The 17,533-nt window shown below is 31.2% G+C and carries 17 protein-coding genes; 6 read left to right on the top strand and 11 right to left on the bottom strand.

The window, feature by feature from the left end; genetic code table 11:
* Positions 1 to 13 precede the first annotated feature (13 nt).
* The 6 genes from L8V85_RS02700 to L8V85_RS02675 all read left to right on the top strand — a co-directional run bounded on the left by L8V85_RS02700 (position 14) and on the right by L8V85_RS02675 (position 8,755).
* Positions 14 to 2,389: a ribonucleoside-diphosphate reductase subunit alpha gene (locus tag L8V85_RS02700; protein WP_263737427.1), complete on the top strand. Its 2,376-nt coding sequence runs from the start codon at positions 14 to 16 to the stop codon at positions 2,387 to 2,389.
* Between the two features lie 15 nt (positions 2,390 to 2,404).
* The gene (locus tag L8V85_RS02695) at positions 2,405 to 4,390 is read left to right on the top strand and encodes an OPT family oligopeptide transporter (RefSeq protein WP_263737426.1); all 1,986 of its coding nucleotides are present in this window, start codon (positions 2,405 to 2,407) and stop codon (positions 4,388 to 4,390) included.
* A complete protein-coding gene (locus L8V85_RS02690) occupies positions 4,387 to 5,193 on the top strand; it encodes an undecaprenyl-diphosphate phosphatase (RefSeq protein WP_258107749.1) in 807 nt (268 codons plus the stop codon). Before L8V85_RS02695 ends, L8V85_RS02690 begins: the two co-directional genes overlap by 4 nt.
* Before the next feature lie 106 nt (positions 5,194 to 5,299).
* Positions 5,300 to 7,111: a threonine--tRNA ligase gene (thrS, locus tag L8V85_RS02685; RefSeq protein ID WP_263737425.1), complete on the top strand. Its 1,812-nt coding sequence runs from the start codon at positions 5,300 to 5,302 to the stop codon at positions 7,109 to 7,111.
* Complete coding sequence (infC, locus tag L8V85_RS02680; RefSeq protein ID WP_039617082.1) at positions 7,108 to 7,629, top strand: translation initiation factor IF-3; 522 nt, start codon at positions 7,108 to 7,110, stop codon at positions 7,627 to 7,629. The genes thrS and infC overlap by 4 nt, the downstream gene beginning before the upstream one ends.
* A gap of 34 nt (positions 7,630 to 7,663) precedes the next feature.
* Complete coding sequence (locus L8V85_RS02675; protein ID WP_263737424.1) at positions 7,664 to 8,755, top strand: DNA adenine methylase; 1,092 nt, start codon at positions 7,664 to 7,666, stop codon at positions 8,753 to 8,755.
* Here L8V85_RS02675 and L8V85_RS02670 read toward each other — a convergent pair.
* From L8V85_RS02670 to L8V85_RS02620, 11 genes are all read right to left on the bottom strand, one after another.
* On the bottom strand, positions 8,752 to 9,618 hold the full coding sequence (locus tag L8V85_RS02670) for a helix-turn-helix transcriptional regulator (protein WP_263737423.1): 867 nt from the start codon (positions 9,616 to 9,618) through the stop codon (positions 8,752 to 8,754). The genes L8V85_RS02675 and L8V85_RS02670 overlap by 4 nt on opposite strands.
* A gap of 22 nt (positions 9,619 to 9,640) precedes the next feature.
* Positions 9,641 to 9,946 carry a hypothetical protein gene (locus L8V85_RS02665; RefSeq protein ID WP_220568683.1) on the bottom strand — a complete coding sequence of 102 codons (306 nt, stop codon included), beginning with the start codon at positions 9,944 to 9,946 and terminating at the stop codon, positions 9,641 to 9,643.
* Between the two features lie 60 nt (positions 9,947 to 10,006).
* Entirely contained in the window at positions 10,007 to 11,191 is a 1,185-nt protein-coding gene (locus L8V85_RS02660; protein ID WP_263737422.1) for a YcjF family protein, read from the bottom strand.
* Between the two features lie 48 nt (positions 11,192 to 11,239).
* The gene (locus tag L8V85_RS02655; RefSeq protein WP_263737421.1) at positions 11,240 to 11,461 is read right to left on the bottom strand and encodes a hypothetical protein; all 222 of its coding nucleotides are present in this window, start codon (positions 11,459 to 11,461) and stop codon (positions 11,240 to 11,242) included.
* A 77-nt stretch (positions 11,462 to 11,538) separates the two neighbouring features.
* Positions 11,539 to 11,733 (bottom strand): hypothetical protein, encoded by a 195-nt coding sequence (locus tag L8V85_RS02650; RefSeq protein ID WP_263671534.1) that lies wholly within the window; start codon positions 11,731 to 11,733, stop codon positions 11,539 to 11,541.
* Positions 11,734 to 11,760: 27 nt separating this feature from the next.
* The gene (locus tag L8V85_RS02645) at positions 11,761 to 12,117 is read right to left on the bottom strand and encodes a hypothetical protein (RefSeq protein WP_263661871.1); all 357 of its coding nucleotides are present in this window, start codon (positions 12,115 to 12,117) and stop codon (positions 11,761 to 11,763) included.
* A 75-nt stretch (positions 12,118 to 12,192) separates the two neighbouring features.
* Entirely contained in the window at positions 12,193 to 15,351 is a 3,159-nt protein-coding gene (locus L8V85_RS02640) for an ATP-binding protein (RefSeq protein WP_263737420.1), read from the bottom strand.
* Positions 15,348 to 15,824 carry a hypothetical protein gene (locus L8V85_RS02635; protein ID WP_263737419.1) on the bottom strand — a complete coding sequence of 159 codons (477 nt, stop codon included), beginning with the start codon at positions 15,822 to 15,824 and terminating at the stop codon, positions 15,348 to 15,350. Before L8V85_RS02635 ends, L8V85_RS02640 begins: the two co-directional genes overlap by 4 nt.
* A complete protein-coding gene (locus L8V85_RS02630; RefSeq protein WP_263737418.1) occupies positions 15,817 to 16,116 on the bottom strand; it encodes a hypothetical protein in 300 nt (99 codons plus the stop codon). Before L8V85_RS02630 ends, L8V85_RS02635 begins: the two co-directional genes overlap by 8 nt.
* A gap of 29 nt (positions 16,117 to 16,145) precedes the next feature.
* Positions 16,146 to 16,823, bottom strand: coding sequence for a hypothetical protein (locus tag L8V85_RS02625; RefSeq protein WP_263737417.1), 678 nt, complete (start codon positions 16,821 to 16,823; stop codon positions 16,146 to 16,148).
* Between the two features lie 29 nt (positions 16,824 to 16,852).
* A complete protein-coding gene (locus L8V85_RS02620; RefSeq protein ID WP_263737416.1) occupies positions 16,853 to 17,533 on the bottom strand; it encodes a hypothetical protein in 681 nt (226 codons plus the stop codon).

Below are 17,533 nucleotides of genomic sequence, written 5' to 3'. Positions count from 1 at the left end.
CTAGGGGTTGTGAGTGAAAGTATTAAAAAGAAATGGAAGAACTGAAGAGTTAGATGTTTCTAAGATTAAAAAATATACTACCGACGCGGTGGCAAATTTAGAAAATGTAAGTCAAAGTGAGCTTGAAGTAGATGCAAAAATTCAATTTCGTGATGGTATAACAACAGAAGAAATCCAACAAACTCTTATAAAAACAGCAGTAGATAAAATAGATATTGATAGACCTAATTGGACCTTTGTTGCTGCAAGATTGTTTTTGTATGATTTATATAAAAAAGTAAGTGGTTATAATGGGTATAAGCATTTAAGAGAATACCTTGAAAAAGGCGAAAAAGAAGGTAGGATTTTAATCGGCCTAAAAGAAAAATATGATTTAGATGATCTTAATGCTTATATCAAGCCAGAGCGTGATTTGCAGTTTACTTATCTTGGTATAAAAACTTTGTATGATAGGTATTTGATTAAAGATTCTAAAGGTATGCCTATAGAATTACCACAACAAATGTTTATGGCTATTGCGATGTTTTTAGCACAAAATGAATTAGATTCTCAAACTTGGGCTAAAAAATTTTATGATTTGATCTCAACTTTTGAAGTAATGCTTGCAACTCCAACCCTTTCAAATGCAAGAACTACAAGACACCAATTAAGCTCATGTTATATAGGAAGCACACCTGATAATATAGAAGGGATTTTTGATTCCTATCAAGAAATGGCACTCTTATCTAAATTTGGTGGTGGTATAGGCTGGGATTGGTCTAAGGTGCGTGCTATGGGTGGAAGTATAGATGGGCATAAAAACGCAGCAGGCGGGATCATACCATTTTTAAAAATCACTAATGACATAGCCGTTGCTGTTGATCAACTTGGTACTAGAAAAGGGGCGATTGCTGTATATATCGAACCTTGGCATATGGATATTAATGACTTTTTAGATTTGCGTAAAAATTCTGGCGAAGAAAGAAGAAGAGCGCATGAACTTTTCCCTGCTTTGTGGATTAATGATTTATTTATGAAAAGAGTAAGGACAAATGGTAAATGGACGCTTTTTGATCCTGCTGATACTGCAAGTTTATGTGATTTATATGGTGAAGAATTTGAAAAAAAATACGAAGAATTTGAAAAAGATGAAAGCATAGCTAAAGAAATTATAGATGCAAAAGAGCTTTGGAAAAAAATACTTTTATCTTATTTTGAAACAGGTATGCCATTTTTATGTTTTAAAGATAGTGCAAACAAAACAAATCCAAATTCCCACGCAGGAATTATAAGAAGTTCAAATTTATGTACAGAAATTTTTCAAAATACAGATCCAAACTATTATCAAATTAAAATCGTATTTGATGATAAAACAGAGCTTCATTTAGACGAGGATGAAGAGCTTGCAATAGATGGAGGGTATAAAAAGCTTGCTAAGAAAGTTTCTACTTTAGATAGTATTAATGGTAAAAAAGTCTATATAGTAGAAAAATATAAAAACGAAGGAAAAACCGCAGTTTGTAATCTTGCAAGTATAAACTTAAGTAAAATCAACACCAAAGAAGACATCCAAAGAGTAGTGCCAACGGCAATAAGAATGCTTGATAATGTGATTGATTTGAATTTTTATCCCCATGTAAAGGTTAAAAATACCAACTTAAAATCACGTGCTATAGGACTTGGTGTAATGGGTGAAGCGCAAATGCTGGCTGAAGCTCAAATTTATTGGGGTTCTAATGAGCATTTTGAAAAAATTGATCGTATTATGGAGATGATTAGCTATGAGGCTATTTTAGCTAGCTCAAATTTAGCTTTAGAAAAAGGAAACTATCCTGACTTTGAAGGATCAAATTGGAGTAAAGGTATAGTACCAATTGATGTGGCAAATGAAAATGCTAAAAAACTTACCGCAAGTGAAGGTTTGTTTGATCAAAGCGAGTGTGATTGGGAAAAATTAAGAGAAAAACTAAAAAGAGATGGTATAAGAAATGGTTATTTAATGGCTATAGCACCAACTTCTTCTATCTCGATTTTAGTGGGTACTACTCAAACAATTGAGCCTGTGTATAAAAGAAAATGGTTTGAACAAAACTTAAGTGGTATGATACCAACTGTGGTGCCAAATTTAAGCGCTAATACTTGGCAGTATTATACTCCTGCTTATGAGCTTGATCAAAAAATCTTAGTAAAAGCAGCAGCGATTCGTGGTAAATGGATTGATCAAGGTCAATCATTAAATATCTTTGTTTCTTTAGATAAAGCAAGCGGTGGATATTTAAATGAAATTTATCAACTTGCTTGGGAATTAGGTGTTAAATCAACTTACTATCTAAGAAGCGAAAGCCCTGATAGTCAAAAAGTAAATGATGATGTGGTTGATAGAACTATAGAATGTGAAGGTTGTCAATAAAAATGGAGAAACAAAATGCATGTAAAAAACTCACTACCGGAGCTTACGCTTAGGGGTATAATACTAGGAAGTATTTTAACGATTATTTTTACTGCCTCAAATGTATATTTGGGGCTTAAAGTTGGTCTTACTTTTTCTACTTCTATTCCTGCTGTTGTAATTGCAATGGCTGTTTTAAAAATCTTTAAAGATTCTAATATTTTAGAAAATAATATGGTTCAAACTCAAGTTTCAGCTGCAGGTACGCTCTCGGCTGTGATTTTTGTTATACCAGGTCTTTTTATATGTGGGTATTGGTTTGAATTTCCACTTTGGCTTACCTTTATGCTCTGTCTTTGCGGAGGTGGATTAGGCGTGCTTTTTACTATACCTTTGCGTAGAGCTATGGTAGTAGAGAGTAAATTGGCTTATCCTGAAGGAAGGGCTGCTGCTGAAATTTTAAAAGTGGCCAATAAAGATCAAGCTGATAAAAAAGGAAAGGTGGGCTTAAAAGAAATCACACTTGGTGTAGTATTAGCTTCTATTGTAAGCCTTTTTTCAAGCGGCTTTAAACTACTTTCAAGTGGAAGTAGTTTTGCATTTATTTGGCAAAAAATGACTTTTGGATTTTCTATGGGCTATTCAGTGGCGCTTTTGGGTGCTGGATACTTAGTAGGTATAGCTGGAGGTGTTGCATTGCTTGTGGGTATGGTGCTTGCTTGGATGGTTTTTGTGCCATATTTTTCTGCTAAAGAAAGTTTTGATGTAAGCTTAAGTGCGCTTGATATAGCTAATCAAATTTGGGCTCAAAAAGTACGCTTAATAGGCACAGGAGCTATTGCCATGGCAGCATTATGGACTTTAATAGAACTTGCAAAGCCTGTATATGATGGTATGAAAAATATGCTCAAAAAAACCTCATTAAACCTCTCACAAGATCCTAAAGATATGGATTTATCTTTAAAAGCTATGCTAGGTTTATTTGTGCTTATGTGTATAGGCTTATTTATTTCATTTTATGCTTTTGTGGCTGATTCAAATTTAGCAAGTGGCTATCAAATTCTTTTTGCTTTAGTAGGAACTTTAGTAGCTATTTTTATAGGCTTTTTTGTAGCTTCTGCTTGTGGATATATGGCAGGTTTAGTGGGTTCATCATCTTCTCCTATTTCGGGTATAGGACTAATTGGGATTATGATTTCTTCTTTGATTATTTTACTTTTGGGTTATCAAGTAGATTTATTTAGTGATCCTTTAATGTCTAAATTTGCTATTGCTTTTGCTATATTTACTACTAGTGTTATTTTGGCAACTGCTGCTATTTCTAATGATAATTTACAAGATTTAAAGACTGGCTATTTAGTGGGTGCAACTCCTTGGAAACAGCAAGTTTCTTTGATTATAGGTTGCGTATTTGGAGCTTTGGCTATCGCTCCTGTGTTAAATTTATTATACCAAGCTTATGGTTTTGTGGGTGCAATGCCAAGAGAAGGAATGGATGAAGCAAATGCGCTTGCTGCACCGCAAGCAAATTTAATGAGTACTATAGCTCAAGGCATTTTTAACGCTAATATCGATTGGAGTTATATTATAGCGGGAGCTTTTGTGGGCGTTGGTATAATCATCGTCGATCGTTTATTAAGAAAGAAAAATATGTCTTTGCCACCTTTAGCTGTGGGTATAGGTATATATTTACCACCTGCTGTTAATATGCCTTTATTTGTAGGTGGCTTATTAGCGTATTTAATCAAAAAACGTTTGGAACAAAGATATGCTAAAAATGCTCATAAAAAAGAACTTATTCAAGAGCATGAGCAAAAAGGAACCTTATTTGCCTCTGGTTTGATAGTGGGTGAGAGTTTATTTGGAGTGTTAATAGCTGGTTTAACTGTGCTTTCTATTAGCAGAGGTGGGGCTGAAGATCCACTTGCTATTGCAACTTCATTTAAAGACGATGGGATTATAGGTTTTGTAGTTTTTGTAGCGATTATGCTAATTTTTGCAAGAAGAGTACTTAAAAAATGAATTTAGATTATTATTATGCTTTGATTTTAGGAATCATTGAGGGCCTGACAGAATTTTTACCTGTTTCATCTACAGGGCATATGATTTTAGGTGCTGAAATTTTGGGTTTAAATATAGATGATTTTTGGAGAAGTTTTTTCATCATCATTCAGCTTGGTTCTATACTAGCGGTGATTTTTATTTTCAAAGAAAAACTAACTCAAAAACTTGATATTTGGTTAAAACTTGCTGTGGGCTTTTTGCCTGCAGGTGGGGTTGGTTTTATAGCATATAAGTTTTTAAAAGAGATATTTAATGGCTATACCGTGGCTACTATGTTAATCATTGGTGGGATTATTTTTATCATTATAGAACTTAAACATAGAAAAAAAGACTACACAATCCACTCTTTAGATGAGGTAAGTTATAAGCAAGCTTTTTTGATAGGTTTAACCCAAGCTCTTGCTATTATACCAGGTACTTCAAGAAGTGGAGCAAGTATCATAGGTGGCTTATTGCTTGGGCTTGATCGCAAAGTGGCTTCTGAATTTTCATTTTTACTTGCAATTCCTACTATGATTATAGCAACAGCTTATAGCATTTATAAAGAACCACAAGTTCTAAGCAATATGAATAATTTCATTCCTTTAGCCATAGGTTTTGTAACAGCTTTTATAGTGGCTTTTGTAGTAATTAAAATATTTTTAAAATTAATTAGCAAGATAAACTTCATACCTTTTGGAATTTATAGGATAATTTTAGGTTTTGTATTTTTATACCTTTTTATGAGTGGTGCTTTAGATATATCAAGAACGGGTGTTTGAAATATAAAAATATCCTTTATTTAAAAAAAGTTTAAGTTTTTCATAGCTAAAATTAGTCTTATATTTTAATTTAAGCTCACAAGGTTAGTGAGTGTTAAGGGTAGAAATGACAAAAGATATAATTGCATATGCAAATAATGAAACTTTGATAGATACTCAAAGCTTTAACAATGACACAAATTTAACTCCGATTTATTTTGATAACTCTAAAGAAAGTTTAGAAGTTATCCGCCACTCTTGTGCGCATTTAATGGCTCAAGCGATTAAAAGTTTATATCCAGAGGCTAAATTTTTCGTAGGGCCTGTGATAGAAGATGGGTTTTATTATGATTTTAGGGTTGATAGTAAGATTTCAGAAGAAGACTTAAGCAAAATCGAAAAGAAAATGAAAGAACTAGCAGAAGCAAAGCTAGACATCACAAAATATGAACTTTCAAAGACTGAGGTTAAAGAAAAATTTGCTAATGATGATTTAAAACAAGAAGTTTTACTAAGAATTCCTGATGGAAAAGTAAGTATTTATAAGCAAGGCGAATTTGAAGATTTATGCCGTGGACCTCATGTGCCAAATACTAGATATTTAAGATTTTTCAAGCTTACTCGTGTAGCGGGAGCGTATTTGGGTGGTGATGAAAAAAGGGAAATGCTCACAAGAATTTATGGTACTGCCTTTGCAGATAAAGAAAGTTTAAATGAATACTTAAAAATCATTGAAGAAGCTAAAAAAAGAGATCATAGAAAACTTGGTAATGAAATGAAGCTTTTTGCCTTTGATGATGAAATAGGCGGTGGACTTCCTATATGGCTTAGCAATGGTGCAAAATTAAGAAGTAAATTAGAACATTTATTATATAAAGCACATAGATTAAGAGGTTATGAGCCTGTGCGTGGACCTGAGCTTTTAAAAGCTGATGCGTGGAAAATTAGTGGGCATTATGCAAACTATAAAGAAAATATGTATTTTACGCAAATTGATGAGCAAGAATATGGCATTAAGCCGATGAATTGTGTAGGGCATATTAAAATTTATCAAAGTGATGTTAGAAGTTATCGTGATTTACCTTTGAAATTTTTTGAATACGGTGTGGTACACCGCCATGAAAAAAGTGGAGTTTTACACGGGCTTTTTAGGGTAAGAGAATTCACTCAAGATGATGCGCATATTTTTTGTATGCCAAGTCAGATAAAAGAACAAGTTTTAGAAATTTTAAGTTTTGTTGATACTTTGATGAAGGCTTTTGAGTTTGATTATGAAATGGAAATTTCAACACGCCCAGCAAAAGCAATAGGTGATGATGAAATTTGGGATATAGCTACAAAGGCTTTAAAAGAAGCTTTAGATGAGCAAGGTTTGAATTATGGCATTGATGAGGGCGGTGGAGCTTTCTATGGTCCAAAAATCGATATCAAAATCACTGATGCGCTAAAAAGAAAATGGCAGTGTGGAACTATACAAGTAGATTTTAACTTACCAAGCCGTTTTAAACTCGAATACACAGACGCAGATAATGAGAAAAAACAACCTGTAATGCTTCACCGTGCTATTTTGGGTTCTTTTGAAAGATTTATAGGAATTTTAGTAGAGCATTGTGCAGGTGAGTTACCATTTTTCATAGCACCAACTCAAGTAGCTATAGTGCCTATTTCACAAAATCATCATGAGTATGCAAAAGAAATAGCAAGAAAACTTTTAGAACTTGGCATTGATAGTGAAGTGTATAATAAAAATGAAAGCTTAAATAAAAAAATCCGCACCGCTGAAAAAGCACATGTACCTATGATACTTGTTTTAGGTGATGAAGAAGTAGCAAATAAAAGTGTGGCTTTAAGAGATAGAAGAGCAAAAGAGCAAAAAACAATGACTTTAGATGAATTTATAACCCTAACAAAGGAGAAATTAAGTGAGGTACGCTTTTGAGTAAAGAAAAAGAAGTATTGCTAAATGAAGAAATTCAAGCAGATGAGATCAGATGTATAGGTGATGATGGCAAGGTTTATGGCATTATTAGTAGTGATGAAGCGCTAGATATAGCAAATAGACTAGGGCTTGATTTGGTGATGATAGCCCCTGAAGCCAAACCACCTGTATGTAAGATAATGGATTATGGAAAATTCCGTTATCAACAAGAAAAGAAACAAAAAGAAGCAAAGAAAAAACAAAAAGTTATTGATATAAAAGAAATCAAACTTTCTGTGAAAATCGCTCAAAATGACATTAATTATAAAGTCAAACATGCAAGCGAGTTTTTAGAGCAAGGCAAGCATGTGAAATTTAGAGTGTTTTTAAAAGGTCGTGAGATGGGCTCTCCTGAAGCAGGGGTAGCTTTGCTTGAAAAAATTTGGCAAATGGTTGAAGATATAGCAGATAGAGATAAAGAGCCTTTACTTGAAGGACGCTATGTAAATATGCTAGTAACTCCTAAAAAGAAAAAATAATCACAAGCCTTTTTAAGGCTTGTATTTTAAACTTATGCTAGAAGAAAATCCACATTTTTTAAAAGAACAAATCATAACTTATCTTGGCAATAAAAGATCCTTGCTTGAGTTTTTAAATCAAGGCTTTAAATTCGCACAAAATGAGCTTAAAAAAGACAAATTTAGTTTTTGTGATGTATTTAGTGGCTCTGGGGTAGTTTCGCGTTTTGTGAGGCCTTATGCGAGTCTTATCATGGCAAATGATTTGGAAGATTATTCTAAAATAATCAATGAATGTTATTTGAGTAATCAAAACGCACAATTTTTACAAGAATTGCAAAAACATTACGCTTTTTTAACTTCTGATTTAAAACTCAAAAAAGGCTTTATAAGCAAGCTTTATGCACCAAATGATGATGAGTATATCCAAAAGAATGAAAGAGTTTTTTATACGCTTAAAAACGCTATGTATTTAGACTCTATGCGAGAAAAAATTTCAAACCTGCCAAGTAATATACAAAAATACTTCATCGCACCTCTTATCTATGAAGCAAGTGTGCATGCAAATACAAGTGGAGTTTTTAAAGGCTTTTATAAAGATAAAAATGGAGTGGGAAAATTTGGAGGAAATGGAGCAAATGCACTTAGTCGTATAAAAGGCGATATAGCTTTAAAAATGCCTATTTTTTCAAATTTTACTTGTGAGTATGAGGTTTTTCAAAAAGATGCAAATATTTTAGCTAAAGAGCTTGATAGCTTTGATGTAGCGTATTTAGACCCACCTTATAATCAACATCCTTATGGATCAAATTATTTTATGTTAAATTTAATTGCTAATTATAAAAAGCCAAAGGAAATTTCAAAGGTTTCTGGCATACCAAAAGACTGGAACCGCAGTGCTTTTAACAAAGAAAAAAAAGCTGAAGATGCTTTGTTTGATTTGATAAATGATTTAAAAGCTAAGATTGTATTGCTTTCTTATAATTGTGAGGGTTTTGTAAAAAAAGAAAATTTCACAAAAAGACTTCAAAGTCTTGGAGAATGCTTTGTACTTGAGCAAAAGTATAATGCCTTTAGAGCTAGTAGAAACCTTTCTAAACGCTCTATGCATATACAAGAACAACTTTATGTATTAAAAAAACGCTAATCTTGCATGTATGTATTTAATTGCTCAAAAAGCTTTTCTTTTAAAGTAATAGGTCTGTTTATTTTAATATATGGTATCCAATATCTTATCAAATTTAAAAGTTCATCATCATAAGTATAAAATGCCTTGATATAAATAAAATTCTCATCCTCATCTATAAATTCGTATTTAGTAAGGGCATTTTTTCTTAAGAAATATTCTTTAGCTTTTTTATCAAGTTTTAAAATAGCTTCTTTATTTTCTTTGCTAATCCAGTTGCTTTGATCTTTTTGAATTTGTTTTAAAAACTCTTCTTTTGGGGTAAAAATTTCTTTTTTTTCCACTCTTAGTTGTGTGATTTTAGAAAAAGTAAAGGTTTTTAAAGTATTGTTTTCATCTGCTAAAAGATACCATATGTGGTCAATATTGATGAGTTTGTATGGATTAGCTTTTCTGTGTTTTTCTTTGTAGTAAAAGCTAATGGAGTGTTTTGCTATGATAGCTGCGCTTAGTTCTTCAAAAATTTCTCTATCAAGTGTTTCATAGCTTTGGGTTTTGACTAAAAAGGCTTTATTGATTTTTTCATTAAGCAAGTCGTTTAAAAACTCTTTATCTAAACTAGGATAAAGTCTACCTATACCGCTTAAAATAGCAAAATTTTGTATATCTTTAAAGCTTAATTTTCCTAAAACATAGCCTTCTAAAAAGTATTTTCCACTTTCTTTTTTTATAGGGATAAAAGCAAGGCGTTCATGCAAGTCTCTTTGTATGGTGCGAATACTGACATTAAATTCTTGTGCAAGCTCTTCTAAGCTAAAACGCTCGCCATTGTTTAAACACTGCAGTATAGAAACTAAACGCGTAGAAAGCTTGTCTTTTTCCATATACAACCTTTTTTATTTTTGTTTATTTTAGCAAATCTTTGATGTTTTGTTTGATTGTTTTTGGATCATTTTCATAGGTAGTTAAAAGCTCTTGAATAAGCTTTAAAAAATCATTAAAATCATCAGGATTTTCTTTTTTAAATTTAAGCACTCTATCTAGGATGATAAAAGCGGCTTCTGTTTTGTCATTTTCTTTTTCATAAAGCTCTTTTAACTCTAAAGCAAACTTAGTGTAAGTATAAGCTTGCTTTGGCTTTGAGATGATGTTAAAGATGTTTGATTTATAACTAAAAAGCAATGAAAAAAGTTGAGGTAGTTTGTTTAGCATGGTATGACTTTCTTTTAAAATATTAAAACTAGAGTATTTTTACTCTAGTTTATGTAAATATTATTTCTCGGTAGCACTGATTTGTTTTTTGATATTTTCTATGTCTGATTCATTATATTTTAACTTTATCGCATCTACAACATCTTCAAAGTTAAAACATTTATCAAGGATGTTATCAAAATTATCATCCAGATAAGCACCATAAACAGTCCCCATTACATTTGTGCCACAAAAAGCAACAGTGCTATTAAAGGCAGCTCCTGCTACAGTTCCTATTGCTGGGATAAATTTTAAAAGACCTCCAACAGCCAGTTTTAATCCATATCCAGCAGCACATACAGAGCACAATCCAATTGCTATTTTTTCAGCATTTTCCATGTTTAATTCAAGATTATAAGTCTTGCTAATATGCAAGATCATTGCAATTTGAGTAGGAAGTAACAAAGCAAAATCAGAAAAAGGCATAGGTGTAGCCGCCACTGCCGCCGCCGCTTTTGAATACCTACCAACTAACAGATCAGTGTCTTCTTTTAGTTGTTTTTTTCTTACATCTTTATCGTATTTTTGCTTTCTAGCAAAAGCTTTTTTTTGTGCTTCGGGTAATATGATATAGGTTTTATTGATTAAATTATCTATATTTTTAGGTTTTATAGTATTACCATCATCATCTTCAGTTTCTATAGCAACGATTCTTTGTATAAAATTATCATCTATTTTAAATGTTTCTTTTATTTTATCAGAAAATTTTTCACCATTAACATCTTTATCTTGTGTTGCTTTTGTTATGATTATCATAGTTGGAATATCTAATTCTTTGCAAATATTATAAAGTTCAATCTCTGCATCTTCAATTCTTCTGCCAGACTCACTTATGCAAAACCATACTATATGAATTTGATCCTCAGCATTTTTTCGTTTTTGATTGTCTAAGAATTCTTTAATCTCTTCTATCTCATTACCTTTTAATTCTAATCCTTTTGTATCGTAAATAGTTAAGTTATCTTTAGTGTAAGATTCTATTTCTTGCGTCACAGGCTTACCACTACCTGTTTTTGCTACATCTTCTCCAAAAATAGTATTTATGAGAGTGCTTTTTCCAACGCCTGATTTTCCTACAATAAAAAGATTTAATTTATTTCCTATATCGTTTTTTGCCTCTTTGGTAATTGTTTTCAAGACTTCTTCTATTTTTTTGAAGTCTAAACTTTCAGCTATTTTATTTAAATCAATTTCTTGATTACTCATCTTTTCCCTTTCAATTTTGAATTTATTTTTTATTGTATCTAAATTTGCTTAAGTTTTATTGCTTTTAATGATCCTTGCAAGCACCATTATACCTGCTAAAATTAGCGCATAAGACACCGCTACATTTGTAATTCCGTATTTTTCTATTAAAAATAAACTTGGCAAAATAACACAATATAAAACAAATATAAGTAAAGCCCAAAAAGCTCCGCAGGCAATAGCCCATATAGTAGTAGCTATCATAACTATAATGCCAATTACAACCGCCATAAATAACTCCTTTTGTTTTGATTTACAAAAGGAATTATATTTTAGCTTTATGACAGGTTATGTCGTAAGTTAAGACATTATCTTTTAAAAGCACTTAGTATGGTGCTAAATGCCATTTCTAAGGCGTTTGCATTTTTTCTTTGGAGAGGTTCTTTACATTTTGGACAAGAAAAAATTTCACCACTAAAAGACATAACATCAGATTTTGGAACTATTACTTTAGAATACCCGCATTTTTTACATACTTTTTTAAATGGCATAGGACGTATCATTAATTTCCTTTTTTGTTTTGTAAGCTGTTAAAAATTATCCATTTTTTGCTCTTTTATTTCACTCGGATTTGCGTTTTCAAAAATCTCTTTTATGCTAGCACATGTTTGTTCGTATTTTTCTTTGAGTTCTGGGTTGTTTTCTATGGCTTCTTTTCCGCCAAATAAATCTGAAACAACCAAAGGCTCGTTGAAAAATTTATCATCCACCACATCAACTACATTATAAACTTTTTCAGTAGCTTGCCCAAGCATTTCACATGCTATGTCTTTTGGATCATCAGTCCAGTATGCATTTTCTTCTTTGGTTTTGTCATACCATTTTTTTAATCCATATCCAGTTGCAGCTAAAGCAACTCCACCTAAAATAAAACCTAATTTTCCCATAAATAACTCCTTTTGTTTTGATTTACAAAAGGAATTATATTTTAGCTTTATGACAGGTTGTGTCATTTTAAAGTATTAAAATAAATTATTTTTAAAATGCTCTACATCTTTATTTTCTATAGAGTTATTTAGATATTTATGCAAGAAATCATAAGCTATATTAAGCTTGCTCTCGTTAAGATTGTTTTCAAGTATAAAAAATCTTGCTAAGAAAGTAAGATCAAAAATTTGAGCAATAGGTTTTAAATTTTCTAAAATTTTTGGCGCAATTTTTTGCTTTTTGTCGTAGTGATCTTTTAAAGCTTTCATTATATTTCTTCTTTGAAGGTTTAACAGATTCTCTATCGTTTTAATATCTGCATTTTCTAGCCAAGCTGAGCCAAGTATAACACCATCTTTATAGTTTTTAGCATAGAAATTGTAAATATTGTGTTGGATTATTTCTTCATTTATCAATTCATTTGAAGTTGTATTTGAGCTTTGGTTGATTTTTACAGCTACTGCTTTAGAAAATCCACCTGAAAAGACAATAGCTGTTCCTATATCTAGTTTGCTTAAAAATTCTGCTTGCTCATCTTCTAAAGCCATGGTATTTGCGATAGCTTTTTTATCATCTGTAGCAAAAATTCTATGAACGATTTTTGTGTTTGTGTTTTTTAATACTTCTGGGGTGAGCTTGTTTGGAATTTGATCAGCTATCATTAAGCATTCGCCATATTTTCTAATCTCAGCAAGCATGTCAGTAAATACTTCAACACCTTGTTTTTTATTTAAACTATCTCCCGCTTCATACTTACTTAATAATCTATGTGCTTCTTCTATTAAAAGTATGTGTTTTAAGCCATGTTTATTTTGGCTAGTTTTGAAATTTACTTTGATGGCCTCTACAAAATTAGTAAGTATAAATCCCATTACTAAAGATTTTTCATTACCATTTCTAATCTCTTCAAGCTCAAACACTACTTTTTTATCAAGCAATTTTCTAAAATCTATTGATCTTTTAGTATTTAACATAAAGCCTTTTGATCCAACTAAAAGCCCATTTAATCTAGCTTTAATAGAACCTATATAATCATTTTTTAATCTCTCATCAAAACCTTGAGTTTTTACCACATCTTCTATTTTTTCGATTAAATCTTGCAAGGTCGGAAAAGAATAAACTCCTTCATCAAAGGCACTTTCTTCATAAATTTCATTTTTATTGGTAGATATATTCCAGCCTTTGTCTTTATAGCACTCATATATTGCACTTTCTATGATTTGAGGTATAGCAGCTTCCATGTCAAATGCAGCTTCTATGCTAGCTTTTATCATATCTACTCTTGAAGTAATGCTCTCATGAGGAAAAAATTCAAAAGGATTTAGTCTAAAAGGTGATAATGTATCATTTCCTAGTGTGAAGATAAGTAAGTCATCATAAATGTTTTTTAAAATTCTATATTCTGTTTTAGCAGGTTCTATTACTAAAAATGGTTTGTTTGAGTTGATGAGTATATTTTGACAAGTTGTTGTTTTTCCACTTCCTGTTACACCTGTGATAAATATATGTTTATCAAGCTCAAATTTGTTTATACTTACTTCTTTGTTTGTAATATTACCACTTTGTATTAATTTTCCAAGAACTAAAGAATTTTCTTGAGAAAATTGTTTATAGTTTAATCCAAATTCAACTTCCTCATTAAGTTCTAAACCTACCACCTCTTTTTTCGGTAAATCTGCGATTAAACTTAGCTCTTTAGAGCTTATTAAATTTCCAAGAGAATGCGAGCTTTGAGAAAATAATGATGAAATTTTTTCATCATCTTGATTCATTTGTATTTTTGGTAGTTGTAAATTTCTAAAAGCATGAAGTCTTTTGCCATTATCTAGTAAAAACGCTCTAAGTGGAAGTTTGTTTCCACTTTCTCCGCTAAATAAAGATATAATGGTATTTTCAAGTTTTTGTAAAACAGCCTTTGAATTTGCAAAGCAAAACATAGAGCTTGTAAAAAGTCCTTTTCCTTTGCCATAGTCTATTCTAGGTAGTAAAATTTCATCTATGTATTTTACCCAATCTTGCATTTGTTTGTTGGTTGATTCTGTGGTGGTTGTTATAGATTCTGTAGTTCCTTCGCTAGTACCTGTGGTTTTGCTTTCATTAGTACCTGTGGTTTTGCTTTCATTAGTACCTGTGGTTTTGCTTTCATTAGTACCTGTGGTTTTGCTTTCATTAGTACCTGTGGTTTTGCTTTCACTATTTCCAATGTTTTTTGATATAGTTTGACTTTTTCCACCAGTGATTGTTATATTACTATTTGTAGTTGTGCATTTAGATTCAGAACTTCCTTTGTTTGTAGAATAACTGCTTCCATTATCGCTAGATCCGCTAGAAGTTCCAAAGGTTTTACTTTCGCTAGTTCCACTTTGCTTACTTTCTCCAGAATTTGTCGCTTCACTTCTACTTTCACCTTCATTTGTTCCTGTGTTTGTACTCTCATTAGTACCTATGCTTTTGCTTTCATTAGTACCCGTGGTTTTGCTTTCACTAGTGCCTGTATTTTTACTCTCATTGGTACCTATGCTTTTACTTTCATTAGTACCAAAATTTTTACTTTGTGATTCTTGCTTGCTTTGTTTTGCCATAGGACTTAGCATATCATAAATATCAAATATATTTTTTTCAATATCTGCTATAGTTTTATCATCCACCAAAGAAGCTATGATCATAAAGCCAAATTCAGAATTTATCCCCATAGTATCTGCAAGTCTATCTACCCCTTGGAATTCATCTTTGTTTTCTAAAATACCAGGAACACCTTCTATGATACTTTGGTATTGATTATTTGTAATTTTGTCTAAAAGTTTTCTTTTAGATTCTCCTGTGACAACTTCTACTTTACTACCTCTAAAATTTCCTTTTATGCTAGGACATAGTAAAAATTCTCCTATTTCTTGTATATTTAAACTTGGCGATGATTTAGAATAATCTCTACTAATACCATAATAAAACTCAATACCCTCATCATTGCCCAAAATTAAATATATAAAATTAACACCTTCTATTCTAAGAGTGCTTAAAACATTTTCTAAAGCTTGTCTTTTTGGCGCATCTTTTTTAAAGGTAATGCTATCTACTTTATATAAAGCCACATCGCTTATATCTAGTTCATCTGTTTTAAGTGTAGTGATGTTTGTTTTATGATTTAAATATAAATTATTTGTATGAAGTGTAATAGTTTCTATAGTTTTTTTCATTTGTTTTTCCTTTCTTGTGCTTCTTTTTCCATTAGCTCTCTAAAATATTTTTGTGCTTTTGTTTCTTGTTTTAAAGCCCCTTCTATACAAACATCTTTTGAAACTTTATCTTGCAAAGAAACATTAGTATAAAATGAATTTTGTATATGCGTTTCTTGCTTATTGATAAGCTTAGAATGTGGTATGTATTTATTTAGTATCTTTTTTACTATGCTTATATTCCATATAGTATCTTCTAAATTTTCAACAAAAAAAGAATGATTAAAAATCAACTCATTTTTTTTATTCCATACAAAACATAGATCAAGTTCATCATCTTTGATATATTCAACCGTCTTTTCCCACCAAATCCAAAAATCCTCATCTACGGTAAAAAAAACTTCACCTTCTTTTTTTATAGATTCTATGTTTTCGTTTCTATATCTAAACACTGCTATTTTTTCATTGTCTATCAAAAATAAATTTCTAATCATTCTTTTCCTTGTTTTGTTTCAACTTTTCAAGTTGAGTGACAAATTTTTTAATTTGAATTTTTTTAGCTTTGCTTATTGTTTTAAGATTTGTATTAGTCGTTAAATTTTTATTAAAATCAAAAAAATCTTTTTCATTATATAGAGTATAATCTTCTTTAAAAGTGTATGTTTGCTGGTTTAAAGGAATGCGTATTTTAGCATTCCTTTCTATGTATGTTTTTTCAATATTGATAGTTTCGATATTGACAGCAAAGGGATGGAAACCACTTATTACAGTATCCCAAAATCCCATTTTGTCTCCTTTGTTTTGAATTTTTATTTTTAATCTTTTCTTACAAGTGTATTAAATTTGCTTGTAACATCATCATCACTTAAACTTGGATTAGCTTCTTTAAAACTTTCTTTTATAAAAGCAGAAATTTCACTTTTACTTGCTCCACTTTCAAGCTTTTTATCATCTACATAATTTGCCACATCATTAACATCAATCTTTTTCTCACTTGCAGTTTTTAATAAAGAATTAACATCTGTTGCATCAAGCTTGCCTTCATCCACTTTTTTCGCAGTGAAATTCCAAAATTCAGCACTTGTTTTTAAAGAGTATTTTTCATCTAAAGCTTTTATGGTTAAACCTGAACCTAAAGCTGTATCAACGGCTTTTTGTATATCTGTTTTTTCTTCATTAAGATTAATATTTCCTGCTTTAATCTCACTCTTAAGATAATCAATATAAGCATTAATACTATCAAAATCTTCAGGTTTCTTATCGCTTTGTCTCATGGCTGCACCAAGATCTTCGACATTATCATCTTTATTAAACAATCCTGTGATTTGTCCTATTATGTTTAAAAAGCTTGATAAGGTTCCAATATGAGGAAGTATAGCTCCAGCTAGCTTTCCAATTCCATCCATAATAGCCCCACCTATAGCTTTGCATGCACTACTTATTCCACTTACTATTGCACTACCTATACTACATACAGTATCCCAAAATCCCATTTTGTCTCCTTTGTTTTGAATTTTTATTTTTAATCTTTTCTTACAAGTGTATTAAATTTGCTTGTAACATCATCATCACTTAAACTTGGATTAGCTTCTTTAAAACTTTCTTTTATAAAAGCAGAAATTTCACTTTTACTTGCTCCACTTTCAAGCTTTTTATCATCTACATAATTTGCCACATCATTAACATCAATCTTTTTCTCACTTGCAGTTTTTAATAAAGAATTAACATCTGTTGCATCAAGCTTGCCTTCATCCACTTTTTTCGCAGTGAAATTCCAAAATTCAGCACTTGTTTTTAAAGAGTATTTTTCATCTAAAGCTTTTATGGTTAAACCTGAACCTAAAGCTGTATCAACGGCTTTTTGTATATCTGTTTTTTCTTCATTAAGATTAATATTTCCTGCTTTAATCTCACTCTTAAGATAATCAATATAAGCATTAATACTATCAAAATCTTCAGGTTTCTTATCGCTTTGTCTCATGGCTGCACCAAGATCTTCGACATTATCATCTTTATTAAACAATCCTGTGATTTGTCCTATTATACTTATGATGATTGATGCGGTTTTTAAATGCGGATATTTATCGCCTAAAAATTTTTCAGCAAGAGTTAAAATAGATCCACTAATTACGCAAGCACTATTTACAGTGCTTGCAAATTCACTAATGCGTTGGCGCATGTCAATAATTTTTGCTTGTTCCAT

The sequence above is a fragment of the Campylobacter sp. IFREMER_LSEM_CL2090 genome (assembly GCF_025771865.1).
Taxonomy (GTDB): domain Bacteria; phylum Campylobacterota; class Campylobacteria; order Campylobacterales; family Campylobacteraceae; genus Campylobacter_D; species Campylobacter_D lari_D.
Note: the sequence above shows the minus strand (reverse complement) of the source record. Positions and strands in the feature narration are given on the sequence as shown.

Bases quoted from the DNA above. Each gene is read 5' to 3' on its own strand.
- L8V85_RS02695 (WP_263737426.1), top strand. From the start codon at position 2,405: ATGCATGTAAAAAACTCACTACCGGAGCTTACGCTTAGGGGTATAATA.
- L8V85_RS02690 (WP_258107749.1), top strand. From the start codon at position 4,387: ATGAATTTAGATTATTATTATGCTTTGATTTTAGGAATCATTGAGGGC.
- thrS (WP_263737425.1), top strand. From the start codon at position 5,300: ATGACAAAAGATATAATTGCATATGCAAATAATGAAACTTTGATAGAT.
- L8V85_RS02675 (WP_263737424.1), top strand. From the start codon at position 7,664: ATGCTAGAAGAAAATCCACATTTTTTAAAAGAACAAATCATAACTTAT.
- L8V85_RS02670 (WP_263737423.1), bottom strand. From the start codon at position 9,618: ATGGAAAAAGACAAGCTTTCTACGCGTTTAGTTTCTATACTGCAGTGT.
- L8V85_RS02665 (WP_220568683.1), bottom strand. From the start codon at position 9,946: ATGCTAAACAAACTACCTCAACTTTTTTCATTGCTTTTTAGTTATAAA.
- L8V85_RS02660 (WP_263737422.1), bottom strand. From the start codon at position 11,191: ATGAGTAATCAAGAAATTGATTTAAATAAAATAGCTGAAAGTTTAGAC.
- L8V85_RS02655 (WP_263737421.1), bottom strand. From the start codon at position 11,461: ATGGCGGTTGTAATTGGCATTATAGTTATGATAGCTACTACTATATGG.
- L8V85_RS02650 (WP_263671534.1), bottom strand. From the start codon at position 11,733: ATGATACGTCCTATGCCATTTAAAAAAGTATGTAAAAAATGCGGGTAT.
- L8V85_RS02645 (WP_263661871.1), bottom strand. From the start codon at position 12,117: ATGGGAAAATTAGGTTTTATTTTAGGTGGAGTTGCTTTAGCTGCAACT.
- L8V85_RS02640 (WP_263737420.1), bottom strand. From the start codon at position 15,351: ATGAAAAAAACTATAGAAACTATTACACTTCATACAAATAATTTATAT.
- L8V85_RS02635 (WP_263737419.1), bottom strand. From the start codon at position 15,824: ATGATTAGAAATTTATTTTTGATAGACAATGAAAAAATAGCAGTGTTT.
- L8V85_RS02630 (WP_263737418.1), bottom strand. From the start codon at position 16,116: ATGGGATTTTGGGATACTGTAATAAGTGGTTTCCATCCCTTTGCTGTC.
- L8V85_RS02625 (WP_263737417.1), bottom strand. From the start codon at position 16,823: ATGGGATTTTGGGATACTGTATGTAGTATAGGTAGTGCAATAGTAAGT.
- L8V85_RS02620 (WP_263737416.1), bottom strand. From the start codon at position 17,533: ATGGAACAAGCAAAAATTATTGACATGCGCCAACGCATTAGTGAATTT.